Source organism: Streptomyces sp. NPDC001728, assembly GCF_040297565.1.
Lineage (GTDB): Bacteria > Actinomycetota > Actinomycetes > Streptomycetales > Streptomycetaceae > Streptomyces.
Window position 1 is genome coordinate 39,303 of record NZ_JBEOZK010000017.1, and the last position, 14,914, is coordinate 54,216.

Genomic DNA, 14,914 nt, shown 5'->3' on the forward strand with positions numbered 1-14,914 from the left:
GAAGGGACCCTCACGACTCTTCCAGCGCCGTCAGGCGGATTCCGGCTCCGGCTCGGAGTCCCGCGCGGCAGCCTGGTCGTCGGCGCGACGGCCGACCACGGCCGCCGCTGCGAGCGCGGTGCCGATGAAGGCGGTGGCGACGACCCAGGGGCGGTCGAGGACGTGCCCCGTCGCATGGTCGAGGGAGTAGCGCCCGGCGCCCGTGATACCGATCGCGGCGGCGACGAACCCGAGGAACGCGGGGTACTCGTAGCCGCCGCCCTGGGCGAAGAATCCGGCCGGGGCGTGGACGGAGACGGCTCCCGTCATCGCGCCGGCCGCCGCGGCGCCGGCGGCCGGCGTCGCGAGGCCGAGGGCGAGAAGCGCACCGCCGCCCGCCTCGCCGAGGCCCGCGGCGATCGCGCTCTGCCGGCCCGGCCGGAAGCCCATGGCCTCCATCCCCTTGCTGGTGCCCTCGATGCCGCCCCCGCCGAACCAGCCGAACAGCTTCTGTGTGCCGTGCGCGGCGAGCACCGCGCCGGTGCCGACGCGCAGGACGAGGAGTCCCAGGTCGCGTCGGTTGGGGTGGGCCTGCTGGGCCATGGGGTTCTCCAGGTGCGGGAGGTGGGGGGACGCGTACGCCGTCCACTGTCGTCGCCCGCCGCGACCCTCGCCGTCCGGGAGACCGCTCCGATACGCCGTTCGAGTCACCTTTTGCGGCAGTTGTCCGCCGGTGATTGGGTTGGGAGGGCCGTAGCCGTCCCGGGGCGTCCTGAGCCGCACCCGGCCGGCGGACCGAGGGAAGTGGGTACGCATGACCGCCGAGTCCACCGAGACCGCAGCCCTGCGGGAGAAGGTCCGGGCGCTGATGCCACGGGCGAAGGAGGACCTGACCGAACTCGTCGCGATGCGTTCGGTCGCCGACCCTCGCCAGTTCCCGCCCGAGGAGTGCGCGAAGACGGCCGACTTCCTCGTCCGGGCCTTCACCGAGGCGGGGCTGCGGGACATGCGGCGGGTCACCACCCCGGACGGCACGGACGCGGTCGTCGGACACGCGCCGGGGCCCGAAGGCGCCCCGACCGTCCTCCTGTACTGCCACTACGACGTGCAGCCGCCGCTGGACGACGACGCCTGGAAGACCCCGCCGTTCACGCTCACCGAACGCGACGGCCGCTGGTACGGGCGGGGCGCCGCCGACTGCAAGGGCAACATCGCCATGCATCTGACGGCCCTGCGCGCGCTCGGCGGCCCCGACGGGCAAGGCTTCCCCGTACACATCAAGTTCGTGGCGGAGGGCTCGGAGGAGCAGGGGACGGCGGGTCTGGAGCAGTTGGTGCCGCTGCAGCCCGACCTCTTCGCCGCCGACACCCTGCTGATCTGCGACACCGGCAACTTCTCGCGCGGTCTGCCCACGACGACCACCTCCCTGCGCGGGCTCACCAATGTCGTCGTCACCGTCTCCACCCTCAAGGGCGCCATGCACTCCGGGATGTTCGGCGGCCCGGCGCCGGACGCGCTCGCCGCGCTCGTCCGCATCCTCGACAGCCTCCGCGACGAGCACGGCAACACGGCGGTCAAGGGCCTGCGGGGCGACGGAGTCTGGGACGGGGTCGACTACCCGGCCGAGCAGTTCCGTACCGACGCGGGCGTGCTCGACGGCGTCTCCCTGGTCGGTACGGGTTCGGTGGCCGACGAGTTGTGGGCGCGGCCGGCCGTGACCGTCCTCGGCATCGACTGTCCTCCGGTGGTGGGGTCCTCGGCCGCCGTGCAGGCGAAGGTACGGGCCAGGGTCAGTCTGCGGATCCCGCCGGGCATCGACGCCGACACGGCCCTGCGTGCCCTCACCGGCCATCTGACCTCGGCCGCCCCGTGGGGCGCCCGGGTGGAGGTGGAGCCGGAGAGCTCCGGCCAGCCCTTCCGGGCACGCACCGACGGCCCCGCCTACCGGGCCCTCGCGACGGCGCTCCGCGAGGCGTACGGCAAGGACATGGTCCAGTCGGGGCAGGGCGGTTCGATCCCCCTGTGCAACGTGCTCGGCGCCCACTTCCCGGACGCGGAGATCGCCCTGATCGGCGTCGAGGAACCCGGCTGCCTCATCCACGCGCCCAACGAGAGCGTGGATCCCTCGGAGATCGAGCACATGGCGCTGGCCGAGGCCCTGTTCCTCAGTACCTACGCGACCCCGCTCTGAGCCCCGCCCCCGCTCCCCTCCCCGGGTCCACCCCGCCCCACCACCGCTCCCACCCCTCCACGAAAGGACCGGAACCGTCCATGACACAGACTCATGACCGCCCGCAGCGCCAGGACATACCGCTCGGCCCGCTGGGCGCGCTCGCGGGGGCCGCCTGGCAGGCGCTGCTCGTCGCCGGACTCGCCGCGATCGTGCTCGGCGTCCTGGTCCTGGTGTGGCCCGGCACCTCACTGATGGTGGCCGGTGTGCTCTTCGGTCTCTATCTGCTGTTCAGCGGCGTGACGCAGCTGGTCGCCGCCTTCGGTACGCATGTCAGCACGGCCCTGCGCGTCATGGCGTTCATCAGCGGCGCGCTCTCCATCCTGCTCGGCCTGCTGTGTTTCCGGGGCGCGATGCAGTCGATCCTGCTGCTCGCCCTCTGGATCGGCATCGGCTGGCTGTTCCGGGGCATCACCCAGACCGTGGCGGCGGTTTCCGACGCCGGGATGCCGGCGCGCGGCTGGCAGATCTTCCTCGGCATCGTCAACGCGCTCGCCGGCGTCGTGCTCATCGTGTCCCCGCTGGAGTCGGCGGCGGTACTGATGCTCCTCGGCGGTATCTGGCTGGTGGTCCTCGGTGTGATCGAGATCGTCACCGCCTTCCGGGTGCGCTCCCGTGCCAGGACACTGCCGCCGGGCGTCTGACCGACCGGTCCGTCGCTTCCCGCTCCGCCCGCCGCCCGCCCGATTCCCGGGTGGGCGGCGGGCGGTGTTGACGCGTGCGCTACATTTTGCCGGTCCTTGACCACCGATCCCCCGTGATCGCGATCTTCCGGAGCCGGCACCCCATGAGCGACATCGTCAACGGCCTCGGCCGGGCCGGCGCCTACGGCGCCCTCGGCGTGGTCCTGCTGATCCTCGGCATCGTTCTCGTGGACCTGCTGACCCCCGGCAAGCTCGGGCGCCAGATCTGGGAGGACCGCAACCGCAACGCCGCGATCCTGCTCAGCTCGGCCCTCCTCGGCATCGGCGGCATCGTCTTCACCTCGATCTGGACGACGTACGACAACTTCGGCAAGGGCCTCGTCTCGACCGCCGCGTTCGGTCTGCTGGGCCTGGTGATGATGGCGGTGGCCTTCCTGGTCGTGGACCTGGTCACGCCGGGGAAGCTGGGCGCGACGCTGGTCGACCCCGAGCCGCACCCGGCGGTCTGGGTGACCGCCTCCTGCAACATCGCGGTCTCGGCGATCGTCTCCGCCTCGATCGCCTGAAACGGCCGGGCCCTCAACCCCTCGCCGGCTCCACCTCCAGGAAGCGCCGTCCGCGCGGCCCCCGGTAGAGCAGGGCCTCCCAGCCGAGCCGCGCCAGGGCCCGTACTCCCTCGCCCAGCGCCGCCGTCTCCTCCTGGGCGGCGCCCGAGCCGGGCGGCCCCAGCCACTCCACCACGGCCGCCCCCGGCCGGTCCCCCGCCCTGACCCGGTATCCGGTGGCGGTCCGCGCCCCCGAGGCGTCGACGGCCGAGGGCGCGAGCCCGCCGGACTCCAGGGCGAGCGCCACCGCACGCACGGGCTGCCGGCGCTCCCAGTCGGCGGGCGCGGCCTTCGGGTCGCTTTCCCGGGGCCCGGTCAGCCTTCTGATCTGGAGCAGCCCTTCGAGGGCCGTACGCAGCTCCCGCGACCGCTGTTCGGCGTCGGCCGGAAGCACCGGCGGGCCGTCGCCGGTGGCGGCTTCGAAGGCGCCCGCGCCCTCGGCGGGTCCGGTCACAGCAGCCGCCGGATGTCGCCGCGGACCCGGTAGAAGCCCCCCGCTGCGGCGTGCAGCGCATCGACCACGTACCGCGCGCCTGGCTCCCGGATCGCCCTCGGGAACTGCACGTTCCACGTGGAGTCGTAGCCCTCGGAGAGAACCCGCACCCGGGTCCTGCCCGACTCGGTCAGACACTCCACGACGACCGATCCGGCGGGCACGTCACTGACGGCGCTCACGGCCGTGACGGTCGTCGCCGGCTCGTAGACCGGCAGGGCGGCGGCCAGCTTGATGTCCTTGGCGACCGGGACGGTGCCCTCCTGGGCGGCCTCGATCGCCGCCTCACCGGCGTCCACGCAGACCAGCGAGCCGTCCGTGGTCACCAGGTAGAGGCGCTCGTCGCGGTACTGCATGGAGAGCGCCGAACCGCCGCCCGTACCGAGCTTCCACAACCGGGTGCCGTCCTCGGCGAAGCAGTAGACGGAGGAGGCCCCGTCGGCCGCGAAGACGAACCGGCCGCCGGGCGAGGTCGCGCAGGAGTACACCGCGCTGTCGCAGGCGTACACCGCCTCGACGCGCCCGTCCTTCTTCGCGAGCCGCTGGACCTTCTTGCGGGCCGTGCCCGCGTAGACGGCGGTGTCCTCCTGCCAGCCGAAGAGCACGCCGCCCTCGGTGGCCGTGTGCCACAGCTCGCCACCGCCGTCCGGCGCGTGGGCGGCGACGCCCCGCGTGTCCCCGTAGTACACGGCGTCGCCGTCGGCGCGGACCATCCAGGCGTGCTCGCCCTGGCCGCCGCGCGCCCACTGGTGCTCGTCCTCGTGGTCGATGACGGTGAGCCGGCCCGAGCGGTCGGCCACGTGCAGGACGCCCTCATGGATGTCGAGCCAGAAGATGTCGACGTCGGTGGCGATGTCGTACGCGGCGAAGGGCAGCTTGGACGAGAGGTCGTAGACCTTGCCGTCGTCGCAGCCGGCGTAGATCCAGAAGTCGTCGGCGACCAGGCACTTGACGCCGTCGGGGAGGCTGAACCGGGCCCGCACCTCGCCGGAGCGGTCGAGCGTGAACACGTCCCCCGCCTGGTTGCCCACCCAGCAGTTGTCCTCGTCGACATGGATACCGAAGGCCGACGAACCGGTCCGGAAGCGCCACAGGACGGGGGCGACGGCGCGCGCGGTGGAGGGCGCGGAGGCCACCTCACGGCGCGTCACGGAGCGCGCGGCCCGCTGCCCCCGGACCGCCGGGGCGTACCCCTTGCGGACCTTCTCCCCTATCTTCTTCGCGGCCGCCGCCTGGGCCTTCGCCGCCGTGGGGAACGTGGAGCACTGGGTCTGCCCGGCCGTGCCGATGCGGCCGTAACGGACCGACACCGCGAGGTCCTCGACGGTCACTTCGTAGAACTTGTGGGCACCGCCGTCGTCCTGCGACAGCTCCAGATAGGTCGTCGTCGTCATGCCGAGAACAGTACGGACCCCCACTGACAACGACCCTCCGTGACCCCTTGGCCAAGGGACCAAAGTCCCGGACATTCAGGACCTTCGTCGCGGCAATCCGGACATTCACCCCTGTAACGATGGTACGTGAAGATCATCCGACGTGCCGTCATCTCCCGTTCGGCCGGAAGGGCCTCATGACCGAGCTACAGAAGCGGCCCCTGCCCGTCCGCATCCGCCGGCCCGCGGACGGCATACCCATGAACGACCTCTTCCGGCCCGAGAACGTCACCGCGACCGAACCCCTCACCGCATCCGTCACCTCGGCCATATCCGCGCCCGCACCCACGCCGGGACCCGCGTCCACGACCGCCACCACGGCGCCCGCACACCCGCACGCTCCCACCAAGCCCTCCCCCGCCCCCGCCCGCACCGCCCCGTCGGACACCCGCCCCCGACGTCCGCCGCCCGGCGACCCCGACCTCGTCGAGCGTCCCGGTCCCGCGCTCCCCGGCTGGGTCGCCGTCCTCACCGGGCTGACCGCCCTCGCGGGCGCCGCCGCGGTCCTCTGGCGGGCCCGCCCGCTGCGCCACGTCGAACTGCTGCCGTGGGAGTGGGCCGCGCTCGCCGGCTGCGCCGTCGTGGCCGTCGTCTCCTTCGGCGGCCTCACCCGTGGACGCACCGGCTCCGCCTGGGTGCTCTCCCTGTTCGGCCGCTACCGGGGCAGCGTGCGGCGCACCGGTCTCGTCTGGATCAGCCCGTTCGTGCTGCGCCACCGCATGGACGTACGGCTGCGGCACTGGCGCAGCGAACCCATCTCCGTCGTCGACGCCGAGGGTTCGGCGCTGCGGGTGGTGGTGCTGGTCGTCTGGTCGGTACGGGACACCGCCCGCGCGCTGTTCTCGGTGGACGACCACCTCGGCTATCTGCGCGAACAGGTGGAGGCGGCGACCGCCCGCGTCCTCTCCCAGCTGCCCGCCGACGCCTTCCGGGGCGACGCGCCGACGCTGCGGGACGCCGAGGCGGTGGGCGACGCGCTCACCCGCATGCTCGCCGCCGAGTGCAGGCCGGTCGGCATCGCCGTCTTCTCCGCCCAGCCGACCCGGATCGAATATGCCCCCGAGGTCGCCGCCGCCATGCGACGGCGGCAGATCGCCGCCCTGGACGCCAAGCACCGGGACTCGGTGCTCACCGGGGTCATCGACGCCGTGGACGACACCGTCACGCGGCTGACCACCCGAGGTCTCGTCGAACTCGACGACTTCGAACGCCAGGCCCTGGTCAAGGACTTGACCGTGGCCTTCTACACCCGGAGTGGCGGACCGGCCGACCCGAATCAGGAGTGAAGAGGATCGTGGAAACCCCCGGATTCACCGATGAGATACCCCTGGACTGCCGCTGCGCCGGCTGCGCCGACGCCGCCCGCGCGACGTCGGCGGGCGGACCGGGCGGTACGGCCCTGCACGGGGTGCGCCGCGCGGTGGTCGCGACGGTCGGGGCGGTCGCCCTGGCCGGCGCCGGGGCGGGAACGGCCGCCGCCGAACCCGCCCCGGCGCACGCCGGCTGGGACGGCTCGAAGTACTGGTTCAGGAACGCGGCCGGCGAGTGGCGCTGGACCAGCCACGCGAGCACCTACGAGCGGCGCACCGGAGCCGCCGCCCCCGCCCGGAGCGGCCGGACCGGCGAGCCGGTGTTCCGGGGGCGGCAGGGCTGGGACGCCCAGGACCACGTCTACTGGTACAGGTCCGGGGGCCACTGGTACTGGACGGGGCACGCCTCGAAGTACGAGCAGCGGACCGGCCTGTCCGCCGGCGCGGGGAAGCCCGCGCACACACCGAAGCCCGCGCAGCCGACCGGGCAGACCCCGTCGTCCGGCTCCTCGCGGGGCTGGACCGCGCCGGTCTCCTCGCACGTCTACACCGGGTACTACCGCCAGCCCGGCTCCTGGTCGAAGGGCTACCACACGGGGCAGGACTTCGCGGTGCCGACGGGGACGACGGTCCGCGCCGTCGGTCCCGGCCGGGTGGTCACCGCCGGGTACGGGCGCTCGTACGGATACGAGGTGGTGATCCGTCACCCGGACGGCCGCTACACCCAGTACGCCCACCTGTCCCGTATCGACGTGTCGCCCGGCCAGAGCGTCTCCGGCGGGCAGCGGATCGCCCGCTCCGGGGCGACCGGGCGGGTGACGGGCCCGCATCTGCACTTCGAGGTGCGGACCTCGCCGTACTTCGGCTCCGACGTCGACCCGCTGGCCTATCTGCGGAACCACGGCGTGCCGGTCTGAGCGAGCGACGGACGACCGGTCGGGCACGATGCAGACCGGCCGTCCGGCTGGCCGGGGCCTGCGGCTAAAGGGTTCTGAGGCTGCGCCAGGCCCCCGTGCCCTTCGCGTACGCCAGCGGGTCCGCCAGCACGTCGTGGAGGACGAGGGCCGCCGCGCCCCGGGAGGCGTCGGTGGCGGTGGAGGCGGGGCGCAGCCGGTCCGTGGCCGGGGTCCAGAGGCCGGAGACGACCCGGGCGGACAGCTCCTCCGTCAGCGCCGGGGTCAGCCACGGCATCAGCTGCGGGTAGATGCCGCCGAGGACCACCGCCTCGGGGTCGAGGAGGTTCACGGCGCCGGACAGGGCGCGTCCGAGCATCCGGCCCGCCTCCGCGAGGGCGGCGAGCGCGCGCGGGTCCCCCGCCTCGGCGCGCTCCGCGAGGACGGGGACACCGGTGACCCCGGCCGCCCGGAGCAGGGCCGCCTGCCCGGCGTACTGCTCCAGGCAGCCGCGCGAGCCGCAGCGGCAGCGGGGGCCCTCGGCGTCGACGACGAGGTGCCCGATCTCGCCGGCGAAGCCGTGCGCGCCGCGCAGGAGTTCGCCGTGGACGACGATCGCGCCGCCGACGCCGATCTCTCCCGTGAGGTGCAGGAAGGTGCGGAGGTCGCCGAGTGTGCCGAACCACAGCTCGGCGAGGGCCGCCATGTTCGCCTCGTTGTCGGAGGTCAGGGGGAGGCCTTCGGTTGCGGGGCGCAGCGCGGTGAGGGCCGCGGCGAAGAGGCGCTCGGCGGCGACTTCGTGCCAGCCGAGGTTGGGGGCCTCGCGGACCGTTCCGCCGGAGACGAGGCCGGGGAGGGCGAGTCCGGCTCCCGCCGGGACGAGGCCCCGTCCGGCGGCCGTGTCGACGGCCTCGGCGGCGATACGGGCGGCGCGGGCGAGGACCTCGGAGGCGTCGGCCGCGCGATTGTCGAGGCGTTCGGTGCGGCGGACCCGGTCGGTTCCGGTCAGGTCGACGACGCAGACGGTGACGTAGTCGACGTTGATCTCGACGCCCAGGCCCGCGGGCCCGGTGTCGGCGGGCTTGAGGACGGTTCCCGGCCGTCCGGCCTGCCCGCTGAACGTCTTGCCCGACTCGACGAGGAGTCCGAGGTCGAGCAGTTGCTCGACGAGGGAGGAGACGGCGGGCCGGGTGAGGCCGACACGGGCGGCGACGGCCGCGCGCGTGGTCTCGCCCGCGTCGTGGACGGTCCGCAGGACGAGGCTCAGATTGTGCCTGCGCACTCCCGTCTTGTCGGCCTTGGGCTCCGTGGGCTGGTTCATGGTGAGCGAGAGCCTAGTCGCCGCTTTCGCCCACCCGGAAACGGTCGGGTCCCGCACCCGGGATCGGTCGGGTCGGGGAGGCGGAACCGGTCCGGTCGCCGGGCGGAGTCGGTCCGGTCGCCCACCCGGAAACGGTCGGGTCCGCAAAAACAGTTCAGTCACCGAACTCTTCTGGGCTAGCCTTCCCGCCATGACGCTTCCGCGCGACTACCGCGGCCAGACCTGTGCCCTCGCCCGCTCGATGGAGATCGTCGGCGAGCGGTGGACGCTGCTGATCCTGCGCGACGCCTTCTACGGGGTCCGCAGGTTCGGCGAGTTCGCCGCGCACCTCGCCGTGCCCCGGGCCGTGCTCGCCGACCGGCTCACCACCCTCACCGGGGCGGGGGTCCTGGAGCGGCGCCCCGAGACGGGCACCGGCCGCCGCGAGGTGTACGTGCTCACGCCGAAGGGCGTCGCGCTCTGGCCGGCCGTCCGCGCGCTCACCGCCTGGGGCGAGGAGTTCTACGCGCCGGGTGGCGGCGGCCCGCGCCGGATCTTCCTGCACTCCGGCGATGAGGCCCCGCTCGACTCGGACGGCAGGTGTACGGGCTGCGGCACGGCCGTGCCCGTCGCGGACGTCCTGGTCGCCCCCGGCCCCGGGCTCGCCCCCTCGACGCCGGACGACGACCCGGTGACGGCCGCGCTCACCCGGCCGCACCGGTTGCTCCTTCCCCTGCTCACCCATGCGCCCGCGGGGCGCTCCACGAGAGGTTCACAGTCATGAGGATCCTGGTCGTCGGCGCCGGTGCCACCGGTGGCTACTTCGGTGCCCTGCTCGCCCGCGCCGGACAGGACGTCACCTTCCTGGTCCGTCCGGCGCGCGCTGCGGTGCTGCGCGAGCGCGGGCTCCGGGTCGTCGCCCGTGACGAGGAGTGGGCCCTGACGCCCCGCCTGGTGACCGCCGACACGCTGGACGGGCCGTACGACGTCGTCCTGCTGTCGGTGAAGTCCACCGGTCTGGACGGGGCGATCGAGGACGTGGCACCGGCCGTCGGTCCGGACACGGTGGTCGTGCCGCTGCTCAACGGCCTCGCCCATCTGGACACCCTCAACGCCCGCTTCGGCGCCGCGGCCGTCCTCGGGGGCGTGGCGAAGGTCGTCACCTCGCTCGACGAGGACGGTGACATCCGCCGGTTCGCCCCGCTGGCCCACCTGGCGCTCGGCGAGCAGGACGGTACGGACTCCGCGCGCGCGGCGGCGGTCCGTACGGCGCTGGGCACGGCGGGGATCGCGTCCCCCGTGCCGGGGCACATCGTGACGGCGATGTGGCACAAGTGGGTGTTCATCACCACCCTGGGCGCGGTCACGAGCCTGATGCGCGGCACGGTCGGCGATGTGTACGACGTGCCGGGCGGTCCGGTCCTGGGTCCGGCGCTGCTCGACGAGGCGGCGGCGGTCGCCGCGGCGGCCGGGCACCCCCTGCCGGAGGCGGAGCGGGCTGCGACGCTGGCCGTGGTGTCCGCGTCCGGGTCGCCGATGGTGCCGTCCCTCTACCGCGATCTGACGGCCGGCCGGCCCACGGAGGTCGAGCACCTCTTCGGTGACCTCACGGACCGGGCGCGCGCGCTGGGCGTGGCGACTCCGCTCCTCGATCTGGCGACCCTGCATCTGCGGGTGCACCAGCGCCAGGTGACGGCGACGGCCGGCGGGGCCTGAGGGACGCCCCCGGCTGCGCCCCTCGGACAAGGTCGGGGGGCGCGCCGCCTCGCCGTACTCACGACTGCTCCCCCGCCCAGTACGCGGCGCGCACCTCTCCCTCCGCGAAGTCGCGGCGCGGCAGGCTCAGGCCGAGGGACTCCTCCAGGGCATGGAAGTACAGCTCGAACGTGCTGGTCAGTTCGGGGTGGTCCAGCTCGGCACGGCGCACGGCGCGGTTGAGGAAGTACAGCTCGCCGCCCCGCGGATAGGGGGCACGGCCGCGCTCGTACCAGATCAGTTCGAGCGCGCCCCGGTCGTCGTCGACGCGGCGGCCGTCCCTGATGTAGTCGAAGGTGTAGATGGCCTTCGCCGAGGTGGCGGTCAGCCACACGCTCTCCTCGATCCCGAGCGCCGCGTACGCCTCCTTGTCGGCGAAGGCGCCCGGCGGGCTCTCGTGGTGCAGCAGGAAGGTCCACTCTCCGGCCCGGCCGAAACAGCAGCTCTCCCACTGGCGGTCCCAGTTGACCCTGCCGTCGGCCAGGGCCTGCAGGTCCTTCAGTCGCGTACCGGCCGCGATCTGCGCGGGATCGGCCCCGTACAGCAGGGCCAGCCGCTCGGCGTCGACGGACTCCCCGGGCGCCGCGCGGAAGAAGGCCAGGATCGTGTACGGGTCCTGGTCACGCCAGGACCGCGCTATCCAGGCGAGCCCCTCCAGCGGGTCCCGCCCGCACGCCTCGACCGTCCCCGACCCGTCCAGTCCGCCGCTGCGGAACCGTCTGCCCCACGCCGGATCGATCCGCTCCAGCGCGTCGGCCACCGCTTCGACGCTTCCGCCGCGCCTGCTCATCACGGCCTCGGCGATCAGGTAGACAGCCTCGTCGAGATCGCGGGTGGCGAAGGACTCCCGGTAGGGGCCGTCATGGCCGCGGACGGTGCCGTCCTCGGCCAGCAGCAGCCACAGCTCGCCGTCCTCCGCCCCCTCGGCACGCCCGGCCCACTGCTCCAGCTCGTCGCGCGAACGCGTCACGGGAGGCAACCCCACCTCGTGGAGCAGGGCGTGTCCGGTGGCCGTCCGCTCCCAGGCCCCCGCGAGTGTCCGCTCGTTGATCTCCATGCCGTCAGCATGGGAAGGGGCACTGACAACCGTCCGGCCCTCTCGGCTCCGCTAGGGACGGATGCCTCTTCTGCGGCTGTACGCGTCACTCGCCGTGGGGGGCGAGTTGTGGACGGCTCTGGCGGCGAAGGACACCCGGTCCTGCTGGGCCTGAAGGCGGGCCTGCTGCTCCACGAGCAGGCCCTCGGCCGTCTCCGTCCGCGCGCCGTTCCTGCGCATCAACAGGACGACCATGAACGCCGCCGCCGCGCCGAAGATCCCGAACAGCACCAGCAAAGCCACCACTTGGGCCTCCCCCGTCGTTCTCGTCAGGGTAGACGGCCGTTTCCTACGGCACCACCTCCGGGCCCGCTCACAACACGCCTCACCGGCCCGACCCGCCCAGCAGCGCCGGCGCGGCGGCGGACAGGACGCCCTCGACGCGGTCCCAGGTCGCGGAGTCGCGGGTGAGCGGGGGCAGGACCTCGCCCGCTCCCGTACCCCAGGCCGTCGCCAGGGCCACCGGGTCGGCGCCCGTCGCCGCCCCGGCCGCGAGGGCCGCCGCGCCGAGGGCGACGAGCTCGTCGGCGGCGGGGACGACCAGGGGCCGGCCGGACAGCCGGCGGACGGTCTCGGACCAGGTCCGGCCCCGAGCGCCACCGCCGATCAGGCGCAGCGGCCTGTCCCGTACGGAGGGTTCGGCGGGGTCGAGTCCACAGGCGGCGAGGAGCTGGTCGAGGGCGCGCAGCACGGTGAAGGCGGCGCCCTCGTAGGCGGCGCCGAGGACGGCCCGGGGGTCCGTGCCGTGCCGGAGGCCGGTGACGAGCCCGGCGGCGTGGGGCAGGTCGGGGGTGCGTTCGCCGTCGAGGTACGGCAGGACGACGACCTCCCCGCCGGGCGCCGCGTCCTCCCGGTCCAGGCCGAGCAGACCGGCGAACCGGTCGACGGCGACGGTGCAGTTGAGGGTGCAGGCGAGCGGCAGGTAGGTGCCGTCGGTGGCGGCGAAGCCGGCGAGTCCGGGGGCGGCCGGGCGGGCGCGGGTGGCGGCGAAGACGGTGCCGGAGGTGCCGAGGCTGACCACCGGGTGGTCGAGGAGTCCGGCGCCGCCGAGGCCGAGGCCGACGGCGGCGGCCATGTTGTCGCCGGTCCCGGCGGCCACCGCGACCGTAAGGGGCAGCCCGAGGGCCTCGGCGGCTGCGGGGGCGAGGGTGCCGACGCGGGTGGCGCCGCCGGGGGCGACGGTGGGCAGCAGGGCGGGGTCGAGGCCGATGAGGTCCAGGACGCCGGGGTCGTGCGTGCCGTCGGCGGTCCCGTACCAGCAGGTCCCCGAGGCGTCTCCGGGGTCGGTCACGGCGAGTCCGGTGAGGCGTTCGGTGAGGAAGTCGTGTGGGAGGCGGACCCCGCTGGCGGCCTCCGCGTGGTGGGGTTCGTGCTCGCGCAGCCACTGCCATTTGGCGGCGGTCACGGAGGCGACGGGGACCGATCCGGTGCGTTCGAGCCAGCCGTCGGGGCCGCCGAGGCGGGTGGCGAGGGCGGCGGCCTGAGGGGCGGAGCGGGTGTCGTTCCAGAGCAGCGCGGGGCGCAGGGGGCGCCCGTCCGCGCCGAGGGCGACGAGACCGTGCTGCTGTCCGGCGACGGCGATGCCGGTGACGGATCCGGCCGGGAGACCGGTGTCGCGGACGGCGGCCCGGACGGCCGTGACGAGGGCGGTCCACCATTCCTCGGGGTCGCTCTCGCGGGCGCCGGAGGTGCCGGTGACGGTGTGCGGGGCGCGGCCGAGGGCGAGGAGTTCGCCGGTGTCGGCGTCGACGGCGACGGCCTTGGCGGACTGCGTGGAGCTGTCCACGCCGATCACGACGGAGCGGATGGTGGGCACGCCGTCACCTTTCTCTCGGCTCGCGGCTCGATGCGCGTCGGACGTCGCCGTTCGGACATCGGGCATCGGCTCACGGAGCGACTCGGTCGGTCGGGTCTGGCGCCGGGCGGCCCCAGTCCCGTATTAGTTATCTCAGAAAACAAATCCGACGGCCAGTACCAGGGAGACACCATGACGGAGCGCTTCTCACCCACCCCCGAGGACCGTTTCACCTTCGGCCTGTGGACCGTGGGATGGCAGGGCCGCGATCCCTTCGGCGACGCCACCCGTCCGGCCCTCGACCCCGTCGAGACGGTCGAGCGGCTCGCCGCCCTCGGCGCGTACGGCGTCACCTTCCACGACGACGACCTCATCCCCTTCGGCGCCCCGGACGGCGAGCGCGACGCGGCCGTCAAGCGGTTCCGGGCCGCACTCGACCGCACCGGACTCGCGGTGCCGATGGCCACCACCAACCTCTTCACCCACCCCGTCTTCAAGGACGGCGCCTTCACCGCCAACGACCGGGACGTACGCCGCTTCGCCCTCCGCAAGACGCTCCGCAACATCGACCTCGCCGTCGAGCTCGGCGCGAGCGTCTACGTGGCCTGGGGCGGCCGGGAGGGCGCCGAGTCCGGTGCGGCGAAGGACGTCCGGGTCGCCCTCGACCGACTCAAGGAGGCCTTCGACCTGCTCGGCCAGTACGTCACCGAGCAGGGCTACGACCTGCGCTTCGCCGTCGAGCCCAAGCCGAACGAGCCGCGCGGCGACATCCTGCTGCCCACGATCGGCCACGCCCTCGCCTTCATCGAGCGCCTGGAGCGCCCCGAACTCGTCGGGGTGAACCCGGAGACCGGTCACGAGCAGATGGCCGGACTGAACTTCCCGCACGGCATCGCGCAGGCGCTGTGGGCGGGCAAGCTCTTCCACATCGACCTGAACGGCCAGTCGGGCATCAAGTACGACCAGGACCTCCGCTTCGGGGCGGGCGACCTGCGCCAGGCGTTCTGGCTGGTGGACCTGCTGGAGACGGCCGGCTACGAGGGCCCGCGCCACTTCGACTTCAAGCCGGTGCGCACGGACGGCGCCGACGGGGTGTGGGAGTCCGCGAAGAACTGCATGCGCAACTACCTGATCCTCAAGGAGCGCACGGCTGCCTTCCGCGCGGACCCGGACGTCCGCGGCGCCCAGTCCGTCTCCCGACTGCCCGAGCTCTCCGTCCCCACGGCCGCCGACGGTCTCGCGGGGCTGCTCGCCGACCCGACGGCGTACGAGACCTTCGACGCGGACGCGGCGGCGGCCCGCTCGATGGCCTTCGAGCACCTCGACCAGCTGGCCCTGGAACACCTCCTCGGCGTTCGCTGAGACCGGCGGCCCGGGCCGG

15 protein-coding genes are annotated in these 14,914 nt (G+C 73.8%); 8 read left to right on the forward strand and 7 right to left on the reverse strand.

Annotation, left to right across the window (positions count from 1 at the left end):
- Positions 1-30 precede the first annotated feature (30 nt).
- Complete coding sequence (locus ABT154_RS23830) at positions 31-582, reverse strand: DoxX family protein (protein WP_351858820.1); 552 nt, start codon at positions 580-582, stop codon at positions 31-33.
- 211 nt (positions 583-793) lie between these two features.
- Here ABT154_RS23830 and ABT154_RS23835 point away from each other — a divergent pair, with 211 nt between their 5' ends.
- From ABT154_RS23835 to ABT154_RS23845, 3 genes are all read left to right on the forward strand, one after another.
- Positions 794-2,170, forward strand: coding sequence for a dipeptidase (locus tag ABT154_RS23835; RefSeq protein ID WP_351858822.1), 1,377 nt, complete (start codon positions 794-796; stop codon positions 2,168-2,170).
- A gap of 80 nt (positions 2,171-2,250) precedes the next feature.
- Positions 2,251-2,853, forward strand: a complete 603-nt coding sequence (locus ABT154_RS23840) for an HdeD family acid-resistance protein (protein WP_351858824.1) — start codon at positions 2,251-2,253, stop codon at positions 2,851-2,853.
- A gap of 143 nt (positions 2,854-2,996) precedes the next feature.
- Positions 2,997-3,419, forward strand: coding sequence for a DUF350 domain-containing protein (locus tag ABT154_RS23845; protein ID WP_056562064.1), 423 nt, complete (start codon positions 2,997-2,999; stop codon positions 3,417-3,419).
- Positions 3,420-3,432: 13 nt separating this feature from the next.
- Here ABT154_RS23845 and ABT154_RS23850 read toward each other — a convergent pair whose 3' ends face one another.
- Together ABT154_RS23850 and ABT154_RS23855 are read right to left on the reverse strand one after the other, a co-directional pair.
- Entirely contained in the window at positions 3,433-3,912 is a 480-nt protein-coding gene (locus tag ABT154_RS23850; RefSeq protein ID WP_351858826.1) for a hypothetical protein, read from the reverse strand.
- Positions 3,909-5,345 carry a WGR domain-containing protein gene (locus ABT154_RS23855; protein ID WP_351858827.1) on the reverse strand — a complete coding sequence of 479 codons (1,437 nt, stop codon included), beginning with the start codon at positions 5,343-5,345 and terminating at the stop codon, positions 3,909-3,911. Before ABT154_RS23855 ends, ABT154_RS23850 begins: the two co-directional genes overlap by 4 nt.
- 176 nt (positions 5,346-5,521) lie before the next feature.
- Between ABT154_RS23855 and ABT154_RS23860 the strand changes: the two genes are divergently transcribed.
- Positions 5,522-6,670, forward strand: coding sequence for an SPFH domain-containing protein (locus ABT154_RS23860; protein ID WP_351858829.1), 1,149 nt, complete (start codon positions 5,522-5,524; stop codon positions 6,668-6,670).
- An 8-nt stretch (positions 6,671-6,678) separates the two neighbouring features.
- Positions 6,679-7,611, forward strand: a complete 933-nt coding sequence (locus ABT154_RS23865) for a M23 family metallopeptidase (protein WP_351858831.1) — start codon at positions 6,679-6,681, stop codon at positions 7,609-7,611.
- A 64-nt stretch (positions 7,612-7,675) separates the two neighbouring features.
- On the opposite strand, the gene ABT154_RS23870 is transcribed toward ABT154_RS23865, so the two are convergent.
- The gene (locus tag ABT154_RS23870) at positions 7,676-8,908 is read right to left on the reverse strand and encodes an ROK family protein (RefSeq protein WP_351858833.1); all 1,233 of its coding nucleotides are present in this window, start codon (positions 8,906-8,908) and stop codon (positions 7,676-7,678) included.
- 190 nt (positions 8,909-9,098) lie between these two features.
- On the opposite strand from ABT154_RS23870, the gene ABT154_RS23875 reads away from it, so the two are divergent.
- Together ABT154_RS23875 and ABT154_RS23880 are read left to right on the forward strand one after the other, a co-directional pair.
- Positions 9,099-9,671, forward strand: coding sequence for a winged helix-turn-helix transcriptional regulator (locus ABT154_RS23875; RefSeq protein WP_351858835.1), 573 nt, complete (start codon positions 9,099-9,101; stop codon positions 9,669-9,671).
- Complete coding sequence (locus ABT154_RS23880; protein ID WP_351858837.1) at positions 9,668-10,603, forward strand: ketopantoate reductase family protein; 936 nt, start codon at positions 9,668-9,670, stop codon at positions 10,601-10,603. The genes ABT154_RS23875 and ABT154_RS23880 overlap by 4 nt, the downstream gene beginning before the upstream one ends.
- A 58-nt stretch (positions 10,604-10,661) precedes the next feature.
- Here the strand turns inward: ABT154_RS23880 and ABT154_RS23885 are convergent, their stop codons facing one another.
- From ABT154_RS23885 to xylB, 3 genes are all read right to left on the reverse strand, one after another.
- Positions 10,662-11,699, reverse strand: a complete 1,038-nt coding sequence (locus tag ABT154_RS23885) for a hypothetical protein (protein ID WP_351858839.1) — start codon at positions 11,697-11,699, stop codon at positions 10,662-10,664.
- A 51-nt stretch (positions 11,700-11,750) separates the two neighbouring features.
- Positions 11,751-11,984, reverse strand: coding sequence for a hypothetical protein (locus ABT154_RS23890; protein ID WP_351858841.1), 234 nt, complete (start codon positions 11,982-11,984; stop codon positions 11,751-11,753).
- A 79-nt stretch (positions 11,985-12,063) separates the two neighbouring features.
- Positions 12,064-13,554, reverse strand: coding sequence for a xylulokinase (gene xylB / locus ABT154_RS23895; protein WP_351858843.1), 1,491 nt, complete (start codon positions 13,552-13,554; stop codon positions 12,064-12,066).
- Between the two features lie 171 nt (positions 13,555-13,725).
- On the opposite strand from xylB, the gene xylA reads away from it, so the two are divergent.
- Positions 13,726-14,895, forward strand: coding sequence for a xylose isomerase (gene xylA / locus ABT154_RS23900; RefSeq protein WP_351858845.1), 1,170 nt, complete (start codon positions 13,726-13,728; stop codon positions 14,893-14,895).
- The last annotated feature ends 19 nt before the right edge of the window (positions 14,896-14,914 follow it).

What these genes read in the sequence shown, in the direction of transcription:
- ABT154_RS23875 (WP_351858835.1), top strand. Translation starts at nt 9,099, where the DNA reads ATGACGCTTCCGCGCGACTACCGCGGCCAGACCTGTGCCCTCGCCCGC.
- xylA (WP_351858845.1), top strand. Translation starts at nt 13,726, where the DNA reads ATGACGGAGCGCTTCTCACCCACCCCCGAGGACCGTTTCACCTTCGGC.
- ABT154_RS23880 (WP_351858837.1), top strand. Translation starts at nt 9,668, where the DNA reads ATGAGGATCCTGGTCGTCGGCGCCGGTGCCACCGGTGGCTACTTCGGT.
- ABT154_RS23870 (WP_351858833.1), bottom strand. Translation starts at nt 8,908, where the DNA reads ATGAACCAGCCCACGGAGCCCAAGGCCGACAAGACGGGAGTGCGCAGG.
- ABT154_RS23860 (WP_351858829.1), top strand. Translation starts at nt 5,522, where the DNA reads ATGACCGAGCTACAGAAGCGGCCCCTGCCCGTCCGCATCCGCCGGCCC.
- ABT154_RS23885 (WP_351858839.1), bottom strand. Translation starts at nt 11,699, where the DNA reads ATGGAGATCAACGAGCGGACACTCGCGGGGGCCTGGGAGCGGACGGCC.
- ABT154_RS23840 (WP_351858824.1), top strand. Translation starts at nt 2,251, where the DNA reads ATGACACAGACTCATGACCGCCCGCAGCGCCAGGACATACCGCTCGGC.
- ABT154_RS23835 (WP_351858822.1), top strand. Translation starts at nt 794, where the DNA reads ATGACCGCCGAGTCCACCGAGACCGCAGCCCTGCGGGAGAAGGTCCGG.
- ABT154_RS23855 (WP_351858827.1), bottom strand. Translation starts at nt 5,345, where the DNA reads ATGACGACGACGACCTATCTGGAGCTGTCGCAGGACGACGGCGGTGCC.
- ABT154_RS23845 (WP_056562064.1), top strand. Translation starts at nt 2,997, where the DNA reads ATGAGCGACATCGTCAACGGCCTCGGCCGGGCCGGCGCCTACGGCGCC.
- ABT154_RS23830 (WP_351858820.1), bottom strand. Translation starts at nt 582, where the DNA reads ATGGCCCAGCAGGCCCACCCCAACCGACGCGACCTGGGACTCCTCGTC.